General features: G+C 41.8%; 22 protein-coding genes. 8 read left to right on the forward strand and 14 right to left on the reverse strand.

Features of this window, described 5'->3' with window-relative positions; all coding sequences use genetic code 11:
- Positions 1-15: 15 nt before the first annotated feature.
- On the reverse strand, positions 16-1,032 hold the full coding sequence (locus NDN13_RS19240; protein ID WP_251116590.1) for an alpha/beta fold hydrolase: 1,017 nt from the start codon (positions 1,030-1,032) through the stop codon (positions 16-18).
- A gap of 233 nt (positions 1,033-1,265) precedes the next feature.
- On the opposite strand from NDN13_RS19240, the gene NDN13_RS19245 reads away from it, so the two are divergent.
- Both NDN13_RS19245 and aac(6')-I read left to right on the forward strand, forming a co-directional pair.
- On the forward strand, positions 1,266-1,880 hold the full coding sequence (locus NDN13_RS19245; RefSeq protein ID WP_004652048.1) for a carbonic anhydrase: 615 nt from the start codon (positions 1,266-1,268) through the stop codon (positions 1,878-1,880).
- A 98-nt stretch (positions 1,881-1,978) separates the two neighbouring features.
- Positions 1,979-2,419 (forward strand): AAC(6')-Ighjkrstuvwx family aminoglycoside N-acetyltransferase, encoded by a 441-nt coding sequence (aac(6')-I, locus tag NDN13_RS19250; RefSeq protein ID WP_171549270.1) that lies wholly within the window; start codon positions 1,979-1,981, stop codon positions 2,417-2,419.
- Positions 2,420-2,444: 25 nt separating this feature from the next.
- On the opposite strand, the gene NDN13_RS19255 is transcribed toward aac(6')-I, so the two are convergent.
- Entirely contained in the window at positions 2,445-3,074 is a 630-nt protein-coding gene (locus tag NDN13_RS19255; RefSeq protein WP_171549269.1) for an arylesterase, read from the reverse strand.
- Between the two features lie 36 nt (positions 3,075-3,110).
- Between NDN13_RS19255 and NDN13_RS19260 the strand changes: the two genes are divergently transcribed.
- Complete coding sequence (locus tag NDN13_RS19260; RefSeq protein ID WP_251116591.1) at positions 3,111-3,815, forward strand: ABC transporter ATP-binding protein; 705 nt, start codon at positions 3,111-3,113, stop codon at positions 3,813-3,815.
- Positions 3,812-6,295, forward strand: coding sequence for an ABC transporter permease (locus NDN13_RS19265; RefSeq protein ID WP_251116592.1), 2,484 nt, complete (start codon positions 3,812-3,814; stop codon positions 6,293-6,295). Before NDN13_RS19260 ends, NDN13_RS19265 begins: the two co-directional genes overlap by 4 nt.
- Here the strand turns inward: NDN13_RS19265 and NDN13_RS19270 are convergent.
- Positions 6,292-7,098, reverse strand: coding sequence for a rhomboid family intramembrane serine protease (locus tag NDN13_RS19270; RefSeq protein ID WP_251116593.1), 807 nt, complete (start codon positions 7,096-7,098; stop codon positions 6,292-6,294). The genes NDN13_RS19265 and NDN13_RS19270 overlap by 4 nt on opposite strands.
- A gap of 72 nt (positions 7,099-7,170) precedes the next feature.
- On the opposite strand from NDN13_RS19270, the gene mtgA reads away from it, so the two are divergent.
- Together mtgA and ppk1 are read left to right on the forward strand one after the other, a co-directional pair.
- Positions 7,171-7,845 (forward strand): monofunctional biosynthetic peptidoglycan transglycosylase, encoded by a 675-nt coding sequence (gene mtgA, locus NDN13_RS19275; RefSeq protein ID WP_251116594.1) that lies wholly within the window; start codon positions 7,171-7,173, stop codon positions 7,843-7,845.
- Between the two features lie 112 nt (positions 7,846-7,957).
- On the forward strand, positions 7,958-10,036 hold the full coding sequence (ppk1, locus tag NDN13_RS19280) for a polyphosphate kinase 1 (protein WP_251116595.1): 2,079 nt from the start codon (positions 7,958-7,960) through the stop codon (positions 10,034-10,036).
- A 49-nt stretch (positions 10,037-10,085) separates the two neighbouring features.
- Here the strand turns inward: ppk1 and NDN13_RS19285 are convergent, their stop codons facing one another.
- Positions 10,086-11,129, reverse strand: coding sequence for an NAD(P)H-dependent flavin oxidoreductase (locus tag NDN13_RS19285; RefSeq protein WP_251116596.1), 1,044 nt, complete (start codon positions 11,127-11,129; stop codon positions 10,086-10,088).
- A 115-nt stretch (positions 11,130-11,244) separates the two neighbouring features.
- A complete protein-coding gene (locus tag NDN13_RS19290) occupies positions 11,245-11,946 on the reverse strand; it encodes a VIT1/CCC1 transporter family protein (protein ID WP_251116597.1) in 702 nt (233 codons plus the stop codon).
- A 230-nt stretch (positions 11,947-12,176) separates the two neighbouring features.
- Between NDN13_RS19290 and NDN13_RS19295 the strand changes: the two genes are divergently transcribed.
- On the forward strand, positions 12,177-13,391 hold the full coding sequence (locus NDN13_RS19295; protein ID WP_251116598.1) for a tetratricopeptide repeat protein: 1,215 nt from the start codon (positions 12,177-12,179) through the stop codon (positions 13,389-13,391).
- A gap of 25 nt (positions 13,392-13,416) precedes the next feature.
- On the opposite strand, the gene NDN13_RS19300 is transcribed toward NDN13_RS19295, so the two are convergent.
- The 9 genes from NDN13_RS19300 to NDN13_RS19340 all read right to left on the reverse strand — a co-directional run bounded on the left by NDN13_RS19300 (position 13,417) and on the right by NDN13_RS19340 (position 24,065).
- Positions 13,417-14,292, reverse strand: a complete 876-nt coding sequence (locus tag NDN13_RS19300) for an alpha-amylase family protein (protein WP_251116599.1) — start codon at positions 14,290-14,292, stop codon at positions 13,417-13,419.
- A complete protein-coding gene (locus tag NDN13_RS19305; RefSeq protein WP_251116600.1) occupies positions 14,270-16,117 on the reverse strand; it encodes a hypothetical protein in 1,848 nt (615 codons plus the stop codon). Before NDN13_RS19305 ends, NDN13_RS19300 begins: the two co-directional genes overlap by 23 nt.
- Complete coding sequence (locus NDN13_RS19310) at positions 16,118-17,368, reverse strand: glycosyltransferase family 2 protein (RefSeq protein ID WP_251116601.1); 1,251 nt, start codon at positions 17,366-17,368, stop codon at positions 16,118-16,120. It lies immediately after the preceding gene.
- A complete protein-coding gene (locus tag NDN13_RS19315; protein ID WP_251116602.1) occupies positions 17,355-18,260 on the reverse strand; it encodes a hypothetical protein in 906 nt (301 codons plus the stop codon). Before NDN13_RS19315 ends, NDN13_RS19310 begins: the two co-directional genes overlap by 14 nt.
- Positions 18,260-19,009, reverse strand: a complete 750-nt coding sequence (locus NDN13_RS19320) for an MreC domain-containing protein (protein WP_251116603.1) — start codon at positions 19,007-19,009, stop codon at positions 18,260-18,262. The genes NDN13_RS19315 and NDN13_RS19320 overlap by 1 nt, the downstream gene beginning before the upstream one ends.
- A 186-nt stretch (positions 19,010-19,195) precedes the next feature.
- Positions 19,196-20,635, reverse strand: coding sequence for a cryptochrome/photolyase family protein (locus NDN13_RS19325; protein ID WP_251116604.1), 1,440 nt, complete (start codon positions 20,633-20,635; stop codon positions 19,196-19,198).
- A gap of 120 nt (positions 20,636-20,755) precedes the next feature.
- Positions 20,756-21,238, reverse strand: coding sequence for an FKBP-type peptidyl-prolyl cis-trans isomerase (locus NDN13_RS19330; RefSeq protein WP_004652066.1), 483 nt, complete (start codon positions 21,236-21,238; stop codon positions 20,756-20,758).
- Between the two features lie 125 nt (positions 21,239-21,363).
- On the reverse strand, positions 21,364-22,650 hold the full coding sequence (locus NDN13_RS19335; RefSeq protein ID WP_251116605.1) for an NAD(P)/FAD-dependent oxidoreductase: 1,287 nt from the start codon (positions 22,648-22,650) through the stop codon (positions 21,364-21,366).
- Between the two features lie 95 nt (positions 22,651-22,745).
- Positions 22,746-24,065, reverse strand: a complete 1,320-nt coding sequence (locus NDN13_RS19340; RefSeq protein WP_251116606.1) for a D-alanyl-D-alanine carboxypeptidase PBP6B — start codon at positions 24,063-24,065, stop codon at positions 22,746-22,748.
- A gap of 452 nt (positions 24,066-24,517) precedes the next feature.
- On the opposite strand from NDN13_RS19340, the gene NDN13_RS19345 reads away from it, so the two are divergent.
- Positions 24,518-26,221 carry a M61 family metallopeptidase gene (locus tag NDN13_RS19345; RefSeq protein WP_251116607.1) on the forward strand — a complete coding sequence of 568 codons (1,704 nt, stop codon included), beginning with the start codon at positions 24,518-24,520 and terminating at the stop codon, positions 26,219-26,221.
- Positions 26,222-26,229: the final 8 nt, after the last annotated feature.

Here is a 26,229-nt window from a genome sequence, read left to right on the forward strand (position 1 = left end):
AATCGCTCATTAAATTTAGGGTGAAGGTGTTACTGCAGGCTTTTGTGCCTGAATCTTACTGAGGAAAGGTAGATATTGCTGAACCACCAATTGATCTGCTTCCAAGATTGGCATATGTCCAACATTGTCTAAGAGTACAGGTGCTTGTGCATTTTTCAGCAGTGATTTTAACTCAGGTGCAACTTCAACATTAATAATTTTATCTTGTTTACCCCATAAAATCAGGGTAGGTGCATCAATTGAGCGCGCCAATAAGGCAAATGAATCTGGAGTGTAGAGCTTATTCAAGGCAATGATTTGATCAACCATCTTTTGAGTTTGCTCAACCTGACCAATCATCATTTTCTCTTGCGCTTGTGCAATTTCCTTAGGAATGAATGGTGGTGTATACATGGCTTGCTGCATCAAGAAATTAAAGTCTCCTTTCTTGCTCACAATCATGTTTCTTACTTGAGTTGGATCTTTGAGATAAGGCGTGGTGGCAGATTTATACACCCCAGCCGCATCAATCAAGAACAGGCTCTTGGTTTCAAATGGATATTGACCTGCATATAGCATCGCAATTGAACCACCGAGTGAATGACCTGCCACATGGGCTGGGCCGGTGAGGTTGGCTGCTTCAACAAAACGACGCAGTTTTTCAGTCACGTTGGGTACAGAATAATCAAAATCTTTTGGAACCTGAGTTTCACCACTGGCAGGCAAGTCAGGGATGACCACATGGTAGTTTGCAGTTAAGGCTCGTGCGACACGGTTCCAGTTATCGCGACTTCCGGCTAAACCATGAATCAAAATGACAATTGGTTTACCTGCTTGGCCACCTTCACTATATGACCAAGTAATATCACCTACTTTTAAGGTTTTACTTTGTAAGCCTGCCCAAGCACGCTCTTGTTGCAGTAGGTTTTGGAAACTCATCTCAATTTCCGCAGCTTGTGTGGTGCTGATTGCAACGGTAGTCAAACTGCATGCCAGTAAAGCTGCTGTGAGTGTCCTGCGGAAGGGCATTGCAAATTGGTTTTTTGTATTCATTGTTCTGTCCTTGATCTATTTTTACGCCCATTGATTATTGGGGAAAGTACTGAAGTAGTCATTTGCATAATCTACAGCTGTATGGAAATTCTTGCCAATGAAATCATCAATTTTCCATTATTTCCCTGATTAAAACATTAGCAAGCGTCCAGAGAGTTTTTATTTTTGTCAGTGACTTTCAAACAGGCGCACATTACACTATTTGCTCATGTCAACCATAGATGGATTTAAGCATGCTCACTGCTCAAGAAGCCCTAGAACGTTTAAAAGCTGGTAATGCCCGTTTTGTAAAGGGAGAGGCAGTTCAACAAAAATTATTGTCTCACCAAGAACGTGCCGAAATGGCAAGTGAACAAAATCCTTTTGCGATTGTTTTAGGTTGTTCTGATTCCCGAGTACCTGCGGAAATGGTGTTTGACCAAGGTTTAGGTGACTTGTTCGTGATTCGTGTAGCCGGCAATATTGTTGCGCCGTCACAGGTGGGGAGTGTTGAGTTTGCGGCAGAGCGTTATGATTGTGCTGTTGTGGTGGTATTAGGTCATAGTCACTGTGGCGCGATTCAAGCGACGATTGATACTTTGATGAACCCACAGCAACCACCATCGTCAAATTTGATGTCGATTGTTAATCGGGTACGTCCTTCGGTTGAAATCTTAATGCAAACAGATTTAAAAAATGATTTGAAAAAACTGTCGGCTCATGCGGTTCGTTCAAATGTCTTTGCTTCAGTGAATCAATTACGTCATGGTTCAGCCGTGCTGGAAAGTCTGATCGAGAAAGGCAAAATGATTGTGGTTGGCGCTGAATATTCACTGGAAACAGGTGAAGTCAGTTTCTTCGATTTTTAAAGCAGATGGCGAGTTGAGAGACTCGCCATTATTTTATCATTCATGCTTTATACTTCATTAATAAAATTTGGATGTTTCACTCAAAGAGCAGCTCCACTATGAATATTATGCCGATATCTGAATCACAATTATCAGATTGGCTAGCATTAAGAAGTTTGCTCTGGCCTGATCATGAAGATGCGCATTTACAGGAAATGCACCAGCTACTTAAACAAACCGATACTTTACAGTTATTGGCTTATACCGACACCCAACAAGCAATTGGCATGTTGGAAGCTTCGATTCGATATGAATATGTGAATGGTACAGAGACATCACCTGTGGCTTTTCTTGAAGGGATTTATGTATTACCTGAATATCGCCGTTCAGGTATCGCGACCCAGTTGGTTCAGTTCGTAGAGGAATGGGCGAAACAATTTGCATGTACTGAGTTCGCTTCAGATGCAGCGCTGGACAATCATATTAGCCATGCAATGCATCGAACACTCGGTTTTCATGAAACTGAACGTGTGGTGTATTTTAAGAAAAATATCGGCTAAGCAGCTTGAGCGACTCAACTAGTGCTTATAAGGCGCCTTTAATATAGGGATAAGCCATATTCAGCATAATCGGTTGCGCTTTGGCGTTGGGGTGGATTTGATCATTCTGGATTAAATGTTTCTGCCCAGCCACACCTTCAAGGAAGAACGGTAACAGTTTCACTTTATATTGCTGACTTACAATTTTGTAATTATTTTCAAAAGCCGTGCTATAGGCTGTCCCATAATTCGGTGGTATTTTCATACCAAACAGTAAAACATTGGCTTTCTGTTTTTGGCTCAGTTGTACCAATTGAGCAAGGTTCTTTTGAATCATTTGTGGCGGTTGGCCACGTAAGCCATCATTGCCACCCAGCTCAATGACCACGATTTCAGGCTTATAGGTTTGTAATAACTTCGGAAGTCTTGCTAATGCACCGCTGGTGGTTTCACCACTGACACTTGCATTGACCACTTTGTGTTGTTTCGGATACTGTTGGTCTAAGCGTTGTTGTAATAATTGCACCCAACCTTGCTTTACATCGATGCCATAACCTGCGCTCAGGCTATCACCCAAAATTAAAATAGTCTTTGCTGAAACCAATGTTGGAATCAAGCCAATGGCGATGATTCCCACAGCTTTTGATAGTGACCAGATAACTTTAGATTTTTGCATCGTATTTCAAATTTGTCCTAAAGGATACGTGACATCATGCCACAACCGATTATCTCTGCCCAAAAAGTTACACAAAACATTCAAATCAATCAGCAAAGTCTGAGCATTTTAAAAGATATAAATTTAGATATCTATCAAGGTGAACAGATTGCGATTACTGGCCGTTCGGGCTCGGGGAAATCAACGCTATTAGGTATTCTCGCGACATTGGATCGACCGAGTCTGGGCGAATTATGGGTCTGCGGCGAAGCTGTTCATACGCTTACTGAAGAACAACGTGCCCGTGTCCGTTTGGAAAATATTGGCTTTGTCTTTCAATCTTTTCAGTTATTGCCACAGTTAAGCGCTTTGGAAAATGTGATGTTGCCGTTACGGTTACAACCCGATTTTAATTTCAAGCAAGCAGAACAAAAAGCACTAGCGTGGTTGGAACGGGTCGGACTGATTCGACAAGCGCAGCAAACGCCGAAAGTGCTTTCAGGTGGAGAGCAGCAACGTGTTGCGATTGCACGGGCGTTAATTGCAGAGCCAAAAATCATTTTTGCAGATGAACCCACAGGGAATCTGGATGGACAAACTGCAGAAGAGGTTGAGCAACTGTTATTTGATTTAAATCGGGAACTCGGTACGACCTTAGTACTGGTAACTCATGATCAAAACTTAGCTTCATTGTGCCAACGCCATGTCAAACTCGCCGATGGCCAAATTCAGGAAATCGTCAAGTTGCAGGAGGGAGTATGAGTTCAGTCCTGAAACCCTTACTGTTACAAAGTTTTCGTACTGGGGGCTTATATCTGCTGATTATTGCCTTGTCTTTGGCAATCAGTGCAACCACGGCGCTCAAGTTTAGTAATACTCAAGTACAAAATGCGGTGGCGCTACAAGCGGCTGAAATGTTGGGTGGGGATCTGGTTTTATCAGACAAAGACCCCATTCAGCCGAATTGGTTGCAACAGGCAGATGAACTGAAGTTAAAACATGCTCCAGTGACCGTATTTAGCTCAATGGCACATACCCAAAATCAATTTGTGATGGTGAATGTCAAAGCGGTAGATGCAAATTTTCCCTTACGTGGTCAGTTGGTGATTCAGCCCAAAGCACAGGCGATACAACCAGGAGAAGTCTGGTTAAGTCAACGGGCGATGGATTTATTACATGCAAAAATGGGGGAGCCACTTGCAATTGCCGATGCTCAGTTGAAGGTCACCGGCATTATTGAACGTGATTCTAATCAAGAGACTGGATTTTCAGGGTTCTCTCCAACGGTGATTATTCACCAAGCCGATATTGCCAAAACCAATGCAGTTCAGGTTGGAAGCAGAATTGAATATCGATTGCTGCTTGCGGGTGAACCTGAACCAATCAAGACCTATAAAAAGATTTTTAAACAATCTCAGAAAGATGAACAAGGTACGGACCAGGCTGCAGAGCAACAACTTGAAGGTGAACAAAGCTCACTGAAACTTAGAGATGCCAGCCAATCCAATACCCGTCTAATGAAGCCGATTGAAAATTTGGATACTTTCTTACAGCTGGCCAATCTATTGACCATTTTACTCTGTGGTATCGCGATTGCTTTAACCAGTCAGCGTTATGTACAGCAGAATCAAGATCATATTGCATTGATGCGTTGTTTGGGGGCGAGTAAGCGACAAATTTTATTGGCCTATATTGCCTTGCTTGGAATCGTCAGTGCTTTGTCGATTGTGTTAGGAAGTTTGATTGGGATTGCTTTGGGTTATGGTTTATTGCAATTGATGTTGCAATTGATTCCGCAACTGCAATTGAGCTTCGCAGTCGTCGATCTACTTTATGCCTTACCGATTGCGATCTTTACCAGTGTGATGGTGTTGATTGGCTTTATTTTGCCAAGCATTTGGGAATTATTAAACACACCACCGATTCGGGTGATTCGCCAACAGGAGCGTTCACGGAAGTCTTATGTGGCAATGTTTGCGATTGGTATTGTCAGCTTGATTCTGTTTAGTTTGGTGTTGAGTGATAACCTACAGTTGAGCTTGTTGGTACTCAGCGCAATCTTACTGCTTTGCGCGATGATGTATGCTGTGATTTGGCTGCTACTCAAAGCGATTAAACAACTGAAACATCCTCTAGCGGCTTATGTACGGATTCCACATCAAACCGCTTTGCAGATCACCGCACTGGCTTTAGGCCTGAGTTTGATTACGGTATTGAGTGTATTGAGAACCGATCTGCTGCAACGCTGGCAACAGCAATTGCCTGTGGGCACGCCGAACCAATTTGTTTATGGTTTGCCGCCGTTTGATATGCCCCAGTTTAAGCAACAGATTGAGCAAAATGGTTGGCAATCAACGCCACTGTATCCCAATATTCGCGGACGGCTACTGGCTAAAAATGGTCATGCATTTGCACCAGAGTTGGTTAAGCAAAACAATTCACTACGCCGTGAGCTCAATCTGACTCAAGCCAGTCTTTACCCCAAAGACAATGTGATTACCCAAGGGGTTGCAAACTTTAGCAAAGCAGGACAAGTGTCGGTTGAAGAAAAAACAGCGCATGAGCTTGGCATTCAAATTGGTGATCAACTCAGTTTTAGCCTGCCTGAAGGAACCTTAGAAGCAACGGTGGTGAACTTACGTACTGTCGAATGGGAAAGCTTTAGTCCGAATTTTTTCTTCATCTTCTCACCAGAAACCATGGATGAAAACGCGGGCAGTTATTTAGGCAGCTTCTATTTGCCACCTGCCGATCAGCCGAAAATGGTGCAATTGATTCAGCAATTTTCCAATACCGTCTTTATTGATGTCGGACGGATTCTGGATGAAATTAAACGCTTGGTGAATGTGCTGGTACAGATTGTCACGGTACTCGCTGCATTGGTTGGCTTCTCTGGTGTATTGGTACTGATTGCATGTTTAAATGTGCTGATGGATGAGCGTCGTAAAGAAGTCGCTTTATTACGTTCATTTGGTGTTGCCAAGAATAAGCTCAAACGGATGCTCAGTCTTGAAATTGGTTTTATTGGATTGTTGTCAGGTGTGGTGGCGTGTTTGTTTGCAGAGGCAATCAGTGCAATTGCCAGTCACAGGATGCAAATGGCCGTGCAATGGCATCCTGAAATTTGGTTGATCTTACCGCTGAGCATGATGATCATTTGTACTTTAATCGGCCGTTATCGCCTGAGTTATTTATGCGATATTCCACCCTTACAAAGTCTAAGAGAAATGAATCAGTCTTAAAATGTTGACTGATTTTGGCGCAGGATTTCATGCCATAAAGGATTGAGTCCTGTGCTTAACACTGTGCAATACCAATAAAATGCAGTAAGTAGCAGCAGTCCAATAGCTAAGGCGATCATCTGGAATAAGCCTTTGTTTTGCATTTTTTGGCTGAAATACCATGTCGCAGCTAATAAAGCTCCCATGATCATACCGCCAATATGTGCGGCATTATTAATGCCTGAAACGGTAAAACCAAAGACTAAGTTAATCCCCATGATCATCAGTAATGATTTCTTATCGAGCCAGAAACGTTGTTGCGGTAAAGGTGGAAATAAGGACACGACAGTTAATGCTGCGCCTAAGCCCATCACGGCGCCTGATGCACCTGCACTGATGCGTGGTAATAGATTTGGATCAAAGTGCTGCAACAGTTCATAGCCATCACGAATGCTTAAATAGCTCGATAGTACACTGCCCATTAAGCCTGCAAGAAAATACAGACCAATATAGTAGCTTCGTCCAAATAGTTGTTCGGCAACACTGCCGAAAATATAAAGTGCCCACATATTCAGCATTAAATGAATCATGCCAAAGTGGAAAAACATGCTGCTGAATAAGCGTTCAGGTTCAGCTGTGAAGGTCAGTGGAGTAAAATCTGCCCCCCAAGCGATTGCATCTACTGGGGCAGGGTCGGTAATATTCACCCCTGAAAGAATTTGCCAGCCAAATAATCCGACATTGACTGCAATCAGTAGCGCAGTAAACCACCATGTTTGTATTTGCAGTTTTTGATTAATTTGTGGTGGAGTCGTTTCAGTCATGTGTTTACGCTAGTTATTGATATAAAAAATAGCTTAGCATGGATTCGTTGCACGATGGAGTGATGCACTTTAATGAAAGCCTTTTTAGCACGCGCAGTAATGTTGATTATCGGCGTCATTCTACTGATTCAATTATGGATCTTTGGTAGTTTGGTCTGGTGGCGTACCCATCCCGTTGAAACCACGATGTTTATGCGTGCAGATTATTTAACAGACTTTAAGCCGATTAAACAAGAGTGGCGTGACTACGATAATATTAGTGATAATTTCAAACGCGCTATTTTAGCGGGTGAGGATGCCAAATTTATTCATCACCATGGTTTTGATTGGGCGGGAATTCAATTTGCATTGGAACGGAATAGTGAAAAAGGCGAGCTGGTTGCAGGTGGTTCCACCGTTTCACAACAACTGGCAAAAAACCTTTTTCTTTATAATAAGCGTTCGTTCATTCGTAAAGGGCAAGAAGCCATTGCCACATGGATGATGGAACGGATGTGGTCAAAGCGCCGCATTTTAGAAGTGTATATGAACTCGGTTGAGTTTGGTCAGAACATCTATGGGGTTGAGGCAGCGGCGCAATTTTATTATGGCAAAAGTTCAAAAAGTTTAAGCCGTGAACAAGCAGCGTTCTTGGCGGCATTACTGCCAAATCCGAAGTATTATCAAGACAATCGCAACGATCGTAAGCTGCAATTTCGCAAACGTGTCATCTTGAAATATATGAATGCGATACAAATTCCACAATAATTAAATAAATTTTAAAAAAGCCCAATATTTTTGGGCTTTTTTACCAAATTGACATAATTTTGCAGCATACTTAAATCATCACTTGATGAATGATAATGCGACAAGGTTCGGTATGAATACTGCAGTGACGACAACAGCGCCCATAGAATATAGTTACAACGACCGTTATATTAATCGTGAGCTTTCGATTCTCGATTTCCATCTTCGTGTACTTGAACAGGCCGTCGATCCACTTCACCCACTGTTAGAACGAATGAATTTCCTTCTGATATTTTCACGCAACTTAGATGAGTTCTTTGAAATTCGTGTTGCAGGGGTCATGGAGCAACTCACCTTAGGTAATGAAAGCCGTACGCCAGATGGCTTAACACCTAAACAAGTGTTAGATCAAATTTCAAAAACAACACATGCTGCGATTGAACGCCAATATCGTATTTTAAATGAACAAATCTTGCCGAAATTGCGTGAAGAAGATATTTGCTTCTTACGCCGTGGTGAATTAACGCCTGCGCAATCGGCATGGATTAAGAAATATTTCCAAGAACAAGTTGCCCCTGTGCTGACACCGATCAGTCTTGATCCTGCCCATCCATTCCCGCGCCTAGTCAATAAAAGTTTAAACTTCATTGTGACCTTGGAAGGGAAAGATGCGTTTGGTCGTCAGATTGATCTTGCCGTTGTACCAGCACCACGCTCTCTGCCACGCGTAGTACGTTTGCCTGATGAGCTCACCGATGGCAAAGAACATCATGTGATGCTGTCTGCAATCATTCATGAACATGTCTCGGACTTGTTCCCTGGCATGACGGCTACAGGCTGTTATCAATTCCGAGTGACCCGTAATGCCGACTTAGCCTTGAATGAAGATGTCGAAGATCTAGCTAAAGCACTCAAAGGTGAATTAAGTTCACGTCGTTTTGGTCGTGCTGTACGTTTGGAAGTGACACATAACTGTCCGAAGCATATTTATGAATATTTGTTAGATGAATTTGATCTAAACGAAGAGCAACTTTATCGTGTTGATGGGCCAGTGAACTTGGCACGTTTGTTGTCTAATTTTAAACGTCCACATTTGCGCTATGATTCGCATACCCCTGTGATTCCCAAAGCATTTAAAAAGTCTGAAAGTATCTTTGCTGCCATGCAGAAGCAGGACATTTTATTACATCATCCATTTGAATCATTTGCGCCTGTGATTCAACTGTTACGTGAAGCGGCACGTGATCCGCAAGTGCTGGCAATTAAGCAAACCCTTTACCGTAGTGGTGCTGATTCAGAAATCGTACAAGTACTTGCCGAAGCAGCACGAAATGGGAAAGAAGTCACCGCAGTCATTGAATTACGTGCCCGTTTTGATGAAGAGTCCAATATTGAAGTGGCCAACGTCCTGCAAGAAGCGGGTGCAGTGGTGGTGTATGGTATCGTGGGTTATAAAACCCATGCCAAGATGATTTTAGTGGTGCGTCGTGAAAATAATAAACTGGTGCGCTATGTACATTTGGGAACAGGGAACTACCATGCCACCAATGCACGTATCTATACCGACTATGGTTTGATGACCACAGATAAAGATTTGTGTGAAGACGTGCATCGTATTTTCCAAGAATTAACCGGTATGGGGAAAATGGCGAAGCCGAAAAAGCTACTGCATGCACCATTTACCTTACATGCGCAACTGATTAATTATATTGATGATGAAATTGCCAATGCCAAAGAAGGCAAGCCTGCGCAAATTATTATTAAAGTGAATGCCTTAACTGAAGTTCAATTGATCAATAAATTGTATGAAGCATCGCAAGCGGGTGTACAGGTTGACCTAATCATTCGTTCAATTTGCTGCTTACGTCCGGGCTTGCCAAATCTGTCAGAAAATATCCGCGTCCGTTCAATTGTAGGTCGTTTCTTGGAACATACCCGCGTTTATTATTTTAGTAATAACGGCAACCCGCGTATTTATGGTTCAAGTGCGGACTGGATGGATCGTAATTTATTCAACCGTGTTGAAGCCTGTTTCCCAATTGAAGATCCAGTATTGAAGAAGCGTATTTATCAACTAGGCTTATTGAACTATCTTAAAGATAATCAGCAAGCATGGTTGTTACAGGGCGATGGTATCTGGGATCGTGCTCGGCCTATGGACGGTGAAGAGCCACATAATGCACAACATACTTTGTTAGAAGCAATTAAGTAAGATCATAAAAAACCGACCTTTAAAAGGTCGGTTTTTTGATTGTAAGGGCTTAGTTGGTTTTCATCTCTAAAACCAGTTGATTGACCAGATCTGCAGCTTCTAATTCTCGGATTTGTGCTACATTGCTACCCGCCCAAAAGGCAGCATAACTAAAATCATGCTGTCCGCCAGCAATGCTCATGAGCTGTTTGGCGAGGTCATAGGTATAAGGGTAGGCTGGTACGATAGGGCGATTGGGTGAATCAATCTGGGTATGCCAAGTCCCGAGTAAGCCACGTGCTGGTCGACCAGACAGACTTGCGCTGATTTGAGTAATCGGTTGGCTAAACAGCGCTTTGCGATAAGCAGCATTGGCACTGGAGCTTTTGCATTGAACAAAGGCTGTTCCCAATTGTACTGCCGCAGCACCTAGTTTCAGCATGGCTTTGGCTTGTTCGCCATTCATAATCCCACCTGCCGCAATCACTGGGATCGTACAATGTTGAGTGATCAAAGACACTAAATCAGATGTCTTGATGGCTGCATCAAATTGCTGGTTGAAAATACCGCGATGTCCGCCAGCCTCAATCCCTTGTGCAATAATGATATCGATGCCAGCCGCCTCAATCGCTTGTGCCTCAATTAAATTGGTGGCAGATACTAAGGTGATGATGCCAGCGTGTTTCAAGGCTTGGATTTGATGTGGAAGGGGGATACCAAAATGAAAACTCACGGCTTTAGGGCGAGTTTCAAGCACCACATTGAGAAAGTCATCATTGTCTAAAAAGCTTGGATAAATACAATTGAGCTGGGTGGGTGGTTGTGCAGCAAATTTTTCAAATTGTGGACGAATGTAATCAATCCATTGTTGCGCTGTTTCAGGATTCAATATTTCGGATTGGTGACAAAAGAAATTGACTTGAAATGCATGATCTGTGAGTTCTTGAGTTTTTAAGATTTGTGCTTTTGCAGCTTCAGGGGTATTGGCGCCAAGCCCTAAAGAACCGAAAGCGCCTTGGTTGGATACTTCAGCCGCAAGTTGGGGCGTGGAAACACCTGCCATTGGTGCAAGTAAAATCGGGTGTTTTATTTCTAATAATTCTAAAATTGACATGCTGTTTTACTCATTCCCTTTTCATTCACCATAACGTAAAAACAAAAAGGCTTGCAAATAATAATCGCTATTTAATTATTGAATATAGACAGTATTTTTAGTGTTTAAAGAGATCCTAGAGGGATGTGACATTAAACAGTGAGCCGACCCAGCTGGAAAAGGCCATTGCTAAAATACCCCATAAGGTGATGCGTAAACTGCCTTTTAGCATGGAGGTACGCGCGAAGTAACTGGATAAAGCACCTAATAAAGCCAGTGAAATTACTCCAGTGATTAGTACTGAACGGGCAACCCACGTGTTTGGACTCAGTAAGATTGCCAGCATCGGTAAGGCGGCACCACAGGAAAAAGAGGCTGCGGATGAAAGCGCCGCTTGAACAGGATTGGCAGCTGTATTTTCATGAATCCCAATTTCATCTCGCGCATGTGCACCGAGGGCATCATGTTCAGTCAGTTGCTTGGCAACTTCATGGGCAAGCTCTGGATTTAGGCCACGTGAAATATAAATTTGAGTCAGTTCTTTGAGTTCAGCATGCGGATTTTTTTCCAGTTCTTTGGCTTCGAATCGCAGATCAGATTTTTCGATATCCTCTTGAGATTTGACCGAGATATATTCGCCTGCAGCCATTGAGGTTGCGCCTGAAATTAATCCTGCAATACAAGTAATCAATAAAGTATGCGAACTTGCGCCGCTTGCAGCCATACCCATGATTAAACTGGTGACGGAAATAATGCCATCATTGGCACCTAAAACAGCGGCTCTTAGCCAGCCAGAACGTTGTATCACATGCGGTTCTGCATGTTGGGAGTAGGACATAATCTTGCTCTTTTAGATCGAGTGAATCTCATTATTTATAAAAGTGAATGTAGCGAATATTTGTAAAATTCTATTGATGATTCATAAACTTAATCTATTATAAAATAACTTATTTTAACGATAGCATAACCATGATTTGGTTATAATATGTGAATAATTTAACACTTTAACTTTGGGTTACATTGGCTTTTTATGTCCCATATTGTTGATATTTTTAGTTGAGATCTGCGATGAACAATTCCAAAAATAAGCTGCTGAGTCATACACTATTAATTTTAGGTCTTATCTTACCAGTTCAACATGCATTCAGTGCTGACTCTGATTTTGTTAAAGAAGGGGACGCGGCATATAAACCAGGCAACCCAATTTATGATCGTTGGGATAAGTTTTATAAAATTGAACAAAGCCAGCCAATAGAAGCTGAGAAAATCTTGCTTGAATTAGGACAACTCACGCCACAAGATATCAAAGTCTGGAAAAGTTTGACCTACTTGCAGATTCGCTTAAATAAGCACAACGAGGCCATTCAAAGTGTGCGTAAAGCTGAACAGCTTGCACCTGAAGATGATCAACTGAAATTACAAGAAGCGTATTTGCTGAATCAGCAGAAACGGAATAAAGAAGCCTTAGTCATTTTTAAGAATTTATCGACTTCATCTGATGCTGAAATTGCTGCAAAATCACAACAAGCAGTGCAAAACCTGAGTGGTTCATCGGTTCCGTCGACATTTAAAGATGTGTATTTTGCCCCGTCTTATGAGTCTCGTTATGACGATTTTATTTTTCCCTTAAAAATGCGTTATGGGAAAAATCTGGATGGCGGCCGTGCTCAAGTGTATGGCTTTGTCAATCTAAACCGTGACACCAAATCCAAAGGTGGTGTACGTCCAGAGATTATTGATGAGAATGCAGTAACCATCGGCTTGGGAGCGAATTATCAACCTTGGCAATCGATTCCGATCCGTGCTTATTTAGAAGTTGGTGGTAGTTATGATCTGATCGATCGTAATCGAGACAAATTCCGTGAAAGTGTCGTCGGTGGCGTGACCGGTTATCAAGAATGGTACGCCAATCCTGCGATAGAGCAGCGCACGATTTGGAATGATTATTTCACGGATTTGTATGGCAATGTTGCGAGTTACTCTCGGGAAGACTATAACGTGATTGCTGATTTACGATTGCGTTCAGGTTTTAATGTATATCGTGGTGAAGCGGGTACGGTACAGGCTTATGCTAAATTGCATAGCTTAGCCGATTCTAAAGGTGAAAATTACAATAACTTATTTGAATATGGTGCTGGGCTTGCATGGCAACCGTTTAACTATATGCCTGTGAAACTCCGAGTTGAGCGTTTGTATGGGCATTATTTTAAAGATGCTCTAGCCGATGGCACTGAAAATTATAACAACACCCGAACTGAACTGGTTTTTTATAAGAGTTTTTAAGTTCGATTGATCTCTGTGGGATGGCTCAATATTTTAGCTTATACCACAAGGCAACTGCATATACGGTCATGCGGTTCATATAATGTGGACCGTCAAAAATATAGACGGTTTGTCCTTCATAAGCCTTAAGTTGCTGCACAATTTCCCACGGGTAGGCGGAGCGAAATTTTCCGCCTTTCACGGGACGAAACGCTTCTAATACAATCACAATCTTGTCTTTGCCAAACTCTTTTTGAAGGTCTTCTAATACAACACGTGCCTGTTGTGGTGTACGTGTTCCAACGCCAACACCATCTTGGAAGAACACACCCGTATGGCTTGGTAACCAGCTTTTGAGCCAAGAATCTAGATGCTCTGGTGTCTGTTCTCCACTATAGATACTGATCCATAGTGGTTTGGGTAAAGTTCGGATCGCTTTGGCCAGATCATCAACACAGATCCAGCTTGGGTCGGCTTCTACAGGAAAATAATAACCTTTGAGTGGAATAAACTGGGTGTTTTTAATGATTTTTTGGGAGCTCTCAGCAAGTTTTAAGACATTGGCACGAGCGAGCTTTTCATCATATTCTCCAGCGAGGCCGAGTACAATATGCTGTGCCCATGCTTTCTGCTGCAGCTGTTTCAGATTGATGTTTTTATCCCATTTTTCTAAACCGATGTCATGATCAAACCATGATTTAGATTGCACCACTGACCATTGTGGTACAAAAGTAGAAACACCGAGTAAGTCCCAATTGCCTGACGGTGGCGTAGTTGCCAAGTCAGGCTGCCAGAATATGCCTTCAATTTGCGGAGCTTGCACATCTGTTTTGAGATGATGAATACAACCTCCTAAAAATAAGAGTGCTGATAATGTAAGTGTGATTAAAAACGTTGCTTTAGTCAGCCTTATTTTTAGCATTTGGTCTTTGTCGCCAGTACCAGAGCAAGATTGCAATAATCATGATAGCAGAGATTATAACGACCAAGAGAAAGAACGAAGATTGTTTTACTAAAGGTGCTTTTTGGTTTCCGACCATAATTTTTTGTAAAATAAAGACTTGCCCGCTTTCAGTCACCAATATTTTGCTGGCATTATTTGGGATATTTTGTTGAATCTTTTCCCAAAGTTTAGTGAAGTTTTGTGCCCCTTGCATCGAGTCGGTAATAATATCAAAGCGTTGATCATGGAAACTCACCAAGAAGCCATTCACGGTTGCTGGTGCATATAGTGTGCTCTGATGCATTAGAACTTGTTGGCGATAGATATTGGGATTGACCTGAACATTGAGCAATTCAGGTTTTGCTGGATCGAGCTTGACCAGATTTAGTGGAATTGGGTCATTGGTCATCAGCATTTTTTTAGTCACTTGGCTGACGATCATCGCAACTTCTAAGCTTCCCGCATTACCATCAATGGCAATAGTCGGGTGGGTTGCAAAACTCATGGAGAGTGAGGCAACTCCATTTTTGAGTTTATGCGGTAGTTTCACTGTTGATTTTTGCGTATCAATCCAAAGCGAACCTTTTGCGGTTGGTAAACACTGCGAATTGACGATCACTGAATTTTCGAGCTTTAAATTGAAGGTCGTATTATTTGAAATGGTTTTGGCAAAATAGTTGAATTGTCGATTTACTGGGTCAGAATCTAAATTGGCTGTTTTTAAGCTCCCTGCAAAGCCGCCATCAATCCATGTGGTAATATTTGAGCCTTCCAATAAACCGCTTTGCACACGCAATGCAATTTGACCTTGTAAAATATCAGTGGGTTGCCAAACTGCTGGGAAATTAAGGAAGAGATTTTTTTCGGCTTGATTCAAACGGAAATCGCTAATTCCTAGGTCTGCAAGGGTATGGATTTGTTTGATTTTAGCCCAGTCCGGTGCTGCCAGTTTATTGGGAAGAAAGGTTGCCGAAGTATTCAGCTGTTGTAAATAGTCTGAGTTAAGTAAGCCATTGATTGCGGAGACCAGTTTTTCAGGCTGGTCATATTGAATTTGTAAGGTTGGAATATCATTTGCCGTACTGATTTGAACCAGTGTTCCTTTCGGTAAGGCTGTCGCTGATTTTACAATTTCAATATAAAAGTTGGGTGCTTGTTCCGTTGCTGCATTTTGTTCATACCATTGGATTGGCGTGACTGAACCCCAAGCACTGATCAGACGTCCTAACATTGCAGCTTCATTGAGATTGGCTGGGTTATATTTCAACACACCGACAAAAGGTGTTGGTCGCACAACCTGAGGATTGAATAAGGCATCAGGTAAATCCTTTAAGCGATAAACAGGCCGATGACGAATATATTCAATTTTAGAATTACTTAAATAGGTCACCTGATCGACATCTTCACTGCAGAAGGTGGTGCGGTCAGCTGCTGGCGAAGTGTTGGGGGAATATTGCTGTAAAATAAAATCTAGGCGATGAAAACCGCTTTGGGTTGCGGGAATATCGAAGCTTAAGGTGCCATCACCGTTTAAAGTGGTGTTATAGATCAGCTTGTCATCAAACTTAACCAACAAAGTGGTGAAGTGTTCGGTGGAATAGTCACTGCTAAAACGAATGTTCTGCCATTCAGAGCCTTTGCCAACATAGAAGAAATGCGGCTCAATGGTATATTTATTGGACGTGTTGATGTTGTCAAAGGTCCATGTATTCAATGTATCCGCAAAAGCAAATACGGGCAAGGAGAAGGCAACACTGGCAACTACAGCTTTTAAAAGTGGATGTTGTAAAGTTCTATTTTTCATTTATTTTTTCTCCTTGCTACGCTCAGTTTTATACCACTGTAACGAATTTCCCTGAATCTTATTTTTCAGCATGTCATAAGCAGCTTTAAACACGATAAATAAGAACACTTGTGAATAGGTTACGTAAGATAAGACCGAGAAGAAATATAGTTGAGGTTTGGCTCGTTCTAAAGATAAGGTGAACCACATTTGTGCGACATATAAACAGAAGGATAAGCCCCAAAGCAGGGTGAATGGACCTGGAACAGTAATCCCAGCAATCCCAAGCAATCCTAAAGCTAAGGTAATGTGACTCCAGATCAGTGCCGGTACAAATAGGACATAGCACATGATGTTGTTAAAAATTTCGATGCCGATTGGAAACGGTTTTCTCAACGCAATTGGCAGATATTTACTGGTGACATAAAAGTTTCCTTGGGTCCAGCGTGAGCGCTGTTTGACAAAGACACTTAACGAGGGTGGATCTTGTTGCCAACCGACTGCATAAGGTACCCATTTAATTCGTCTTTGCCCAAGGAAGATACGAAAGCTCATTTCAGTATCATCAACTAAAGATTTTTCATCAAAACCACCAAGTGTTTCCAAAGCATCGCGCCAGATTACATAATTGGTGCCCATCAGGGTGGACAGTTCAAAACGTTGCCAACGACCCCCTTGGAAAATCCATTGGAAGAAAATAAATTCGATCGCAATAAAACGGGTCAAAATACTGTCACGCCAGTTGCGGGTACGGACCTTACCATTCACGGCGACTAATTTTTTATCCGCCAGTAAGGTCTGGGCTAATAAACGGACACAGTCAGGTTCAGGGGTACTATCGGCATCATAGACCACAATAAGTTCACCGGTGGCATGGGGTAAACCATTATTGAGAGTACGTGACTTACCTTTTCCGCCCATTCCTTTCGGCACATTGACAATTTTAATGCAGGGATAAATGGCCGCCATTCTTTCCGCAATTTCTAGTGTATTGTCTTTTGAGCCATCATTAATCAGTAGCACTTCATAGGCATGGGCAGGGTAATCCTGCTGGGCAATCGCATGTAGGGTATCTTCGATCACCACACCTTCGTTATAGGCAGGAATCAAAACACTTAATACAGGCCAGTGTTCAGGAACTGGCATATTTTCCAGTTCCTTGGCTGCGTTTTTTGAATACTTCCATGCCTGAAAACTGAGCCAAGCCCAGAAGGCTTGAGGAATCCAGATGCCTAAAAAACCGAATAAGAAAAGAATATCAATCGCGGGCATTTATTCTTCTCCTACGGATAATCGAAATAATCAAGATCAGAAGAAGTCCACCACCGAGTAACAATGAAATCCAAGAAATTGAACTACCAAAGCTGCTGAGCAGGCTTGGATAATGTGCGGAATAGATATAATCCAGTGGAATGACCACGGTGCTCAGGCCAATCAGTACATAACCAAACAAACTGGTTTTAACGCCATCAGTCGTGCTAGTGAATTGAGTCCGGTTAAGATCCCAGGAAATACCCAATTGAGGATACTCGATGGTATTCAGTGGCATTCCAAGCGGTGGATTAATTACGACTTGATAGCCTGAGCTTTGCGAGGGATCCGAAATAGCTTGATAAAAAAAGTGTTGGTTATACTGAATTTTACGTGCTGGAATCCGCAACTCATCGGGGAGATTGGATTGAATAATATAACTACCCGCAGGCTGAGCAATGATGTTTTCATCCCAACCTGTTTCAATCAGCGCAGCTAAAGGGCGTAAGCCAATGGCCGTTGAAAAAGTAGCTTTGGCCGCAAAATATTTGGCATGGGTCATCTGATAGAAGGCGACAGGAATGGCACCTTCATTGACGGCTTTTTTAATTTTATAGTACTTAACTGCACTAAAGTATTCATTCGGTAAAATCACACCAGGTTTTACACCTTGTGCAATTAATTGCCTAAAGCTATCGGAGTCCAATTGATCGGAAGTAAATATTGGCCACCACGTCGCAGGTTGTGGAAATAATTCTGCAACCGTTTGAGGTGTCTGAACTTGCGAACTGAATTGCTGCTTCGTAGTTTCAATCTGGCAGTGATAGTACTGCTGATAAAACTGTTGCAAGGTTGTGTCAGGAAAATGACTGGTGGCGACCAAGACACCACAAATATTGAGGAGTACTGACATTAGTCTACCTCGCTAGTTGGAGGTGTTAAGTATTCAGTATGCTGTTCAATTTGTAATTTAAGTACGGTGAGTTCTTGAAGATCCTGAATAAATAGGGGGTAGCTTTGATTTTCATCTGAGGCTGTTTCATGAATCACGATACTTTTGATTTCACTGAGTTCTTCATTAATGAAATGGTAAATCACACTGTCACGTTCAGTGGATAAAATGGCCATAATTTTATTTTGGGTTTCTTTCCAAATATCTTCGCCCAACATTTCACGAATCAATACGGTATTGCTAATTTGTGTCGTAATGATTTTATAGCGGTCTTTTTGAGTAAGTTGAAGCAGTTTTTTTAATTCGCCTTGGAAATGTTTTAAAGCCGTCAACGGCAAAATATCATGCTGATAATTACGATCATAGCTTTGGATGGCTCGGAAACTTTTTAAGGCATTTTGAATATTATGTCGAATGGCACTTAGAAAGATCGGCGTAATTGGCAGTACAAACAGCAATAACAATTGACGTTCCACATAGGTTTGATTGGCTAAATCTAAGAAAAAATAAACAGCAACGCCAATAAACGTGAGTAAACCTAGGATGATCGCCATGCCGACATTTAAGAAAGCGCCTGAGATTAACAAAATGAGTAGGAACACCCAGCTTCCACGATAACTTGCTGGCAGCCATTCATACGCAACAATGCCCATAAAGATTTGGGCCGAGATTATCCATAAGACGAGTGCTGGAGCTGGATTTTTTTGCATAATCGTTTTAGTTTTAATACATGTCTTTTGTGAAAAAGTTAGCATTATTTTACGGTTTTGACGATAGTTTTTCTGTTGTTAGCTTTGTAAAATAATTTTATAAACAGTAACATACAGTATAGCCTGTATTTCAGAATAATAAAAAGTAGTCAAAATGATAAGAATTTTTAATTTATGTAAGCTGAATTAGGTTGTTTTGAACGCTGCTATGGCACGTAGACGACTGTGCTTTAAATCAACCAATGGCTCAGGATAATCCAGTATTAAGGTCTGATTTTTTGCATAAGGTTCATGAATAATTTTTGATTCAAGATGGGCCAGTTCAGGAACCCATTGGCGAATATACGTACCATTGGGATCAAACTTCTGGGATTGTGTAATGGGGTTAAATACGCGGAAATAGGGTACAGCATCTGTACCTGTCGAGGCGCACCATTGCCATCCGCCATTATTCGCGGCTAGATCACCATCGATCAAATGTTGCATAAACCATTGTTCACCCTTGCGCCAGTCGATCAGTAAGTTTTTGCTTAAGAACATGGCACAGATCATACGAACCCGATTATGCATCCATCCTGTGGCTAACATTTGCCGCATGCCTGCATCAACAATCGGAATCCCTGTTTGCCCGAGTTGCCATTTTTCTAAAGCAACAGGATCATTTCGCCAGATGATTTTCTTTGTAGCAGATTGAAAGGGAAGGTGTTTTGATACCTGAGGAAAATCGAATAGCACATGTTGGTAAAACTCACGCCAAAGCAGCTCATCTAACCATGTTTGTTGGCCTTCAGATTGAATCTCAAAATGACCATATTGCTGTCTAAACAGGGCTTGTAGGCATTGCCGAATCGAAATTATCCCAATATTTAAATAGGCTGATAACTGACTGGTGCCTGAAACAGCAGGTAGGTCACGTGCAGTTTTATAATCTGCTAAGTGCTCTTCAATAAACTGGTCGAGTAAGTTGAGCGCATAGTCTTCACTCACTTGCCATTCAGTAAAATGAGTATGTTCTATTTGTTGGCGGTAATCGTGTTGTAGCTGTTGAATATCACTCTGCTGAAACATGGAAAAGTCGAGTGTTAGTTTCTGCTGTGTTTCAGGAGCTGGATAACATTGGGGTAGACCATGCTGTAAACGTTGATAGCAGGTTTTCTTAAATGCGCCAAACACTTGATAAGGCAAATTAGACTGATTGCGGATTGAGGCAACAGGAAATAAGGTGCGGTCATGAAAAAGAGTGAATTCTTTTTGCTGCTGATTGCATCGCTTTTGTATGGCCTGATCCCGCTTGAGTTCATTGACGCCAAGTTCGACATTGGCATAGACATGTTCAATCTCAAGTTGTTGGAGCAAATCAGCAAAAAAATCAGGTAGATCTTTCCAAAGTGGAATGGTCTTAATCATTAAAGGAATATTGAGTTGATCCAGTTGTTGTTTTAATTGTTGTAGTTGGCGTAAATAAAATTCGATTTTAATCGCTGCATCATCATGTCGTTGCCATTGTGCAGGCGATAAGATCACCAGTGCCAGACATGGGCCAGCCTGAGTCGCATGCCAAAGTGCAGCATGATCATGGATTCTTAAATCTTGGCGAAACCAAATCAGTTGATAGGGATGAGACATAGTCGGCGCTGTGAATGGTGAGTGTCATGACCTTAAGCGATTTTCTGATTTTGTAAAAGTCCTTGGCAATAAAAAAGCAAAGCCGAAGCTTTGCTTTTTGCATCTAATTCAAAGCATGAATTAGTGGTGGTGACCACCTGCACCGTGAACGTGACCGTGATCTAATTCTTCTTGAGAAGCATCACGGATTTCAACGATTTCAACTTCGAAAGTAAGATCTTGACCAGCAAGCGGGAAGTTCGCATCAACGATGATGTTGTCGCCTTCAATCGCTTTAACGGTTACGATTTGAACGCCGTCATCAGTTTGAGCTTGGAATTGCATACCAGGTTGGATGTTGTCAACACCTTGGAACATTTGAGCTGGAACTTCTTGAACGAGGTCAGGGTTGTATTCGCCATAGCCTTCAGCAGCTGGAACGTTTACAGTGAATTTTTCACCAACAGTTTTACCTGTAAGCGCATTTTCTAAACCAGGAATGATGTTGCCCGCGCCGTGCAAATATGCAAGTGGTTCACCTTGAGATTGATCAAGTGTTTCACCCTCAGCGTTTGTTAAAGTGTAGTGGAATGAAACCACGTGGTTATTTGCAATAGCAGTCATGTTTTGAATCCATGTCATCAATAGTTTTAGCTGTATATCATAAAGTGAAAAATAGGTTTTGTTGACTATTTTCCACTTTTTGAAACGATTTACTTAAGTATTGAGGCGAAAAATCAGATTTCAACTCAATACAGTTTAATTTTTGGACGGACACGACGCGTCAGGAAATCTTTCATGGTGAGCATACCTGCTTGGGTATAACCATGAATGTTAGCTTGGTGCAGTCGATATAAAGACACATACATGGTTTTGGCAATAAAACCTTGTACGCTGACATCACCCAGCAATTCTCCCACGGCTTGATTGTGGCTTAATGACACCAGTGAGCCTTTTTCATTAAAGCTAAACATCGGTTGTGGCGAACCCGACAGACGTGCAGCCATTGCATCCACTAAAAAGGTTGCCTGTTGGCTTGCGACTTGTGCACGTGGACCTAATGGCGGTTGACGCGCATCCAATTGACAGTTGGCACAGTCACCAAAGGCAAAGACATTGGGATCAGAATACGTTTGCAAGGTTGCATAGACCATTAACCGATTAATTTTGTCGCGTTTAAAATCATGGAACGATTCCAGAACTTTAGGTGCTTTGACTCCTGCCGCCCAAACCGTAATGTCTGAGTGCAGGACATTGCCATTGCTAAAATAGACATTAGATTCATCAACTTTTTGGACTTTATGTTGGGTTAGAATCTCAATGCCCATTTTTTTGAGTTGCTTGGCACTGTGTGCAGCCGTTTTTTCAGTCAGTGCCGGCAGGATACGATCAGAAGCTTCAATTAATGTGATTTTGACTTGTTTAGGGTCAATTTTTTTCAATCCATAACGATAGAAATTTTTAGTGGTCTCGATCAGTTCTGCTGCCAGTTCAACCCCTGTTGCACCTGCACCAACAATGCCAATGTTTAGGGCACGTTCATTGGGTTGACTTTGTGCTTCGATATAGAGATGAAACAAATCCTGCTGGAAGATATCGGCCTGTTTCCGACTATCTAAGAAGTGGCAATGTTCACGTACACCTTCGGTACCGAAGTCATTGGATACAGAACCAACTGCAAGTACAAGCGTATCGTAGCTGAGACTTTGAGTTAGGGGAGTATGTTCTTTAGAAAGTTGTGGGGGAGAAATGGTGATTTGTTTTTTATCTTTTTGAACATCGATTAAGGTGCCTAGGACAAACTCAAAATGATGTTTTTCTGCATGCGCAAAATAATTGGTCTGTTCTTCGTGGGGATTCAGTGAGCCGGCTGCGATTTCATGTAGGAGAGGTTTCCATATGTGTGTGAGGTTTTGGTCGACTAGGGTAATTCGGGCTTTCTTACGTCTGCCAAAACGTTCACCTAGTTGTGTCGCAAGTTCTAAACCACCCGCGCCACCGCCTACAATCACGATATGATGTAAGGTTTTACTCATGATTAACCTAATTATTTTTGTGAAAGGATGGCAGGATTATGCCATCCTTTTTTTAAAAGTGTATTGGTAATCTTGATAGAAAGAGTAGGTTTTTTTTAACCTTGATTTAAGGGGTAAAGTTTTGGGTTTTTGCTATCATTTGTTGAGAAAAAGCTAAACAGATTAGAAAACCAGATCATTATTTTCTGGAAAATATTGGCTTCTTCAATCTGTACCTCATTCTCAATTTGTAGGCTGCGAATCAATTGATTGTTTTGATAAATTGATACGGTGGCCAAGTTCATGACTTGAGTCAAAGGCGCCGTTAAATGCTGTTCATTCAGTTCGACATTGATATGCGTATTGGTGGTTTGAAGTGGCTCAACCGTCGTGACTTGCTGGTTGGCATCGGTCAAATGAATACGTTGTGTCAGTAAATCAAAAGTATTTAAATCAATCGGTGCTGCTTGACCATAGAGAGAAGTAGTCACAATGGTCGGTTGCTGTGTTTCAACTTTAAACATTTTCAAAGTTGATTTAATCACAGGCAATTCGGCAATCAGTCTTTGCTTCGGAATCACTTCTTCATCACGGGTATAGGTATAAGCCAAATTCATTAACTTATGTGCAACTTCAGCGCGCTTTACGGCACTTGGTGTGCCCAGAACCACAACGATAAGACGACGTTTTTCAACTTGTGGATTAAAGGTCGGACGCTCAGCAGTGAGGGCTAAGTTGTAACCTGCCGCTTTGGTAAAACCTGTTTTTAAGCCATCTGCTGTTGGATCCATTTTCAAAGCAAGATTGGTTGCATGGTGAAAATGTTGGTTATAGCTAAAGCTTGGCATTTTTGAATAATATAAATATTCAGGAGTTTGTTTCACAATCGCTTTTGCGAGCAAGCTCAGATCAGCTGCTGTTGAATAATGATCAGGCATGGTAATCCCAGCTGGATTACTGAAATGTGTATCTTTCATGCCCAAGGCTTGCGCTTCTTGGTTCATACGCGCCACAAATTGCGGTACGCTGCCTGAAATTTTTTCTGCAAGCGTAACGGCTGCATCATTGGCAGACATCACAATGAGACCTGCCAAAAGCTGATCAACAGAAATCTGTTCCCCTGCTTTGAGGTACATTTGTGACTCATCCCACATGACGGTACTGACAACAGGAGTTGCGGTCAGTATTTCTTCTTTACGTAATTTACCTGCCTCAATCTCTTTGAGCGCGATATAAGCAACCATCATTTTGGTGAGCGATGCAGGTGCACGTTGAACGTGGCTGTTATGCTCGGCAATAATTTGTCCTGATTGAGCATCAATCACTGACCATGCTTGAGCTTCAACGGTTTCAGGGGCAATGTTAAGTAAATTTGCATGTGCAAGGTTTGCGCAAATGAGACTAAACAACGTAAAGAGGGAGAGGAGAAATTTCACGTGAATACCTTGTATTGCCGATCCGATGGCCTTAAATGTGAGAGGAGAATGCTATGACTTTTTTGTTGAAGAATCTAGGGGCTATTGACATTTTATATATGAATTGCGTTGTAGGCTAAAAAATCATCAGACGAGGCATGAAACGCAGGGAATGGCTATTCCCTTGCCAAGTTTCATAACGAAGTATGAGGCTATTTTAGCCACAACCCTTTGGGACAGGGGCATTTTTTGTCGCTACTACGTTATGCCTTGGTTCATTTAGAATGACTAAATTTCACAAGACATGCCTTGTATCGCCTAAAAAATCTTGCGCCGTATACGGCTCATGTCGCAACCATAGATAAAGTGACAATAGCCCTTAAACTTTTGCTGACAATTACGACATCTGCGCATGACTTTGTAAAAAAATGCTAAGCTGTGTGAAATTGTTCCTATTTTCATGATTAAAAATTATGTTGCACTATCAAATTGAGTTCGACGATTATCGCCAGCACCTGATTCATGTCACACTTCGTTTTCTTGCAAATCCCAATCAAGAGCTTTGGTTGCCCACTTGGATTCCTGGCAGCTATTTGATTCGAGAATTTTCCAAACATATCGAATCGGTAAAAGCATCTGATGAAGCAGGGCGTTTACTCAGTATTAAAAAAACAGAGAAAAATCGCTGGCGCCTATTCAATACCGATCATGAGCTGATTACAGTTGAATATGATGTGTATGCCTATGATTTATCAGTGCGTGGGGCTTATGTTGATCAAACTCGTTTATACGTCAACCCAGCTTGTGTTTGTTTGGGGCTAAAAGATCAAGAGCAAGCGCCGTGCGAAGTGGAAATCTTTCTACCCGATGAACTCAAACATTTTCAAATCGCGACAGGTTTACCAAACAAAAGCTTGGTCAAAGGACGTTTTACTTTAAAATCAGACAACTATGATCAGTTGATTGATAGTCCATTTGAATTGGCAGAGCAAAGTCGTTTTAGTTTTGAAGCCAACGGTATTCCGCATGAGTTTGTAATCTCTGGGAAGCATACGACCAATTTGTCGCGTTTAGAGGCCGATATTCAAAAGATCTGCCAGACTGAAATCAATATGTTTGGTTCAGCACCATTCCAAAACTATACCTTTATGACCATGGCCACAGGCAATAGTTATGGTGGTTTGGAGCACTGCAACAGTACTAGCTTAATTACACCACGTGATGATTTACCGAAGGCGGATGAAGCAGAAGAGCCTTCTAAAGATTATCAACGTTTCTTAGGTCTGTGCAGCCATGAGTATTTTCATTCATGGTTAGTGAAATTTATTCGCCCTGAAAATTTTGCCAACTATGATTTGCATCAAGAAGCATACACCAGCTTATTGTGGATTTTTGAAGGTTTTACGTCTTATTACGATGATCTGATTTTGTTGCGCAGCGGCGTGATTTCACAAAAATCTTATTTGGATTTACTTAAAGCGCAAATTGATCGCTATTTACAAAATCCAGGACGTTTTGTGCAATCTGTAGCTGAATCAAGTTTTGATGCGTGGATCAAGTTCTATCGTCAAGATGAAAACTCGAATAATGCAGGAACAAGTTACTATAACAAAGGCAGTTTGGTGGCACTTTGCCTAGACTTAGGGTTGCGTTTACGTGGTTCAAACCTAGATGCTTTAATGCGTCGCCTATATGAAAATACCCAAAATGGGATTCAGGTTAATGAGCGGACTATTTTTGAATTGTGTCATGAATTGACCGGGGATAACTGGATTGAGCAAATCAATCATCTGATTAATACCACAGATGAGTTACCACTGGATCAACTGTTCCCTGAGTTCGGTTTGAGCTACAACCTTAAAAATGACAAGGCTTTGCCTTTTGGCTTAAAAGTGGTAGATAAAGCGGAAGGCGTTGTGGTACAGCAAGTGCGTCGAGAGAGTGCGGCGGCACTAGCGGGTTTATCTGCCAATGATGTGATTATTGCCATTGATGGCATCAAGGCATCAGAGAAGCTGTTGGCGAAATATGCAAAACAACAAGGCACATTTACGCTCTATGCATTCCGTCGTGATGAATTATTGCAATTTGAACTGCAAGCGGGTGAAAACACATTAACCACGGTTGAACTCAAAGTTGAAGACCAACACAAAGTTGATCGTTGGTTGAATGGTTAGAACTTAAT

This window comes from Acinetobacter sp. C32I (assembly GCF_023702715.1).
Taxonomy (GTDB): domain Bacteria; phylum Pseudomonadota; class Gammaproteobacteria; order Pseudomonadales; family Moraxellaceae; genus Acinetobacter.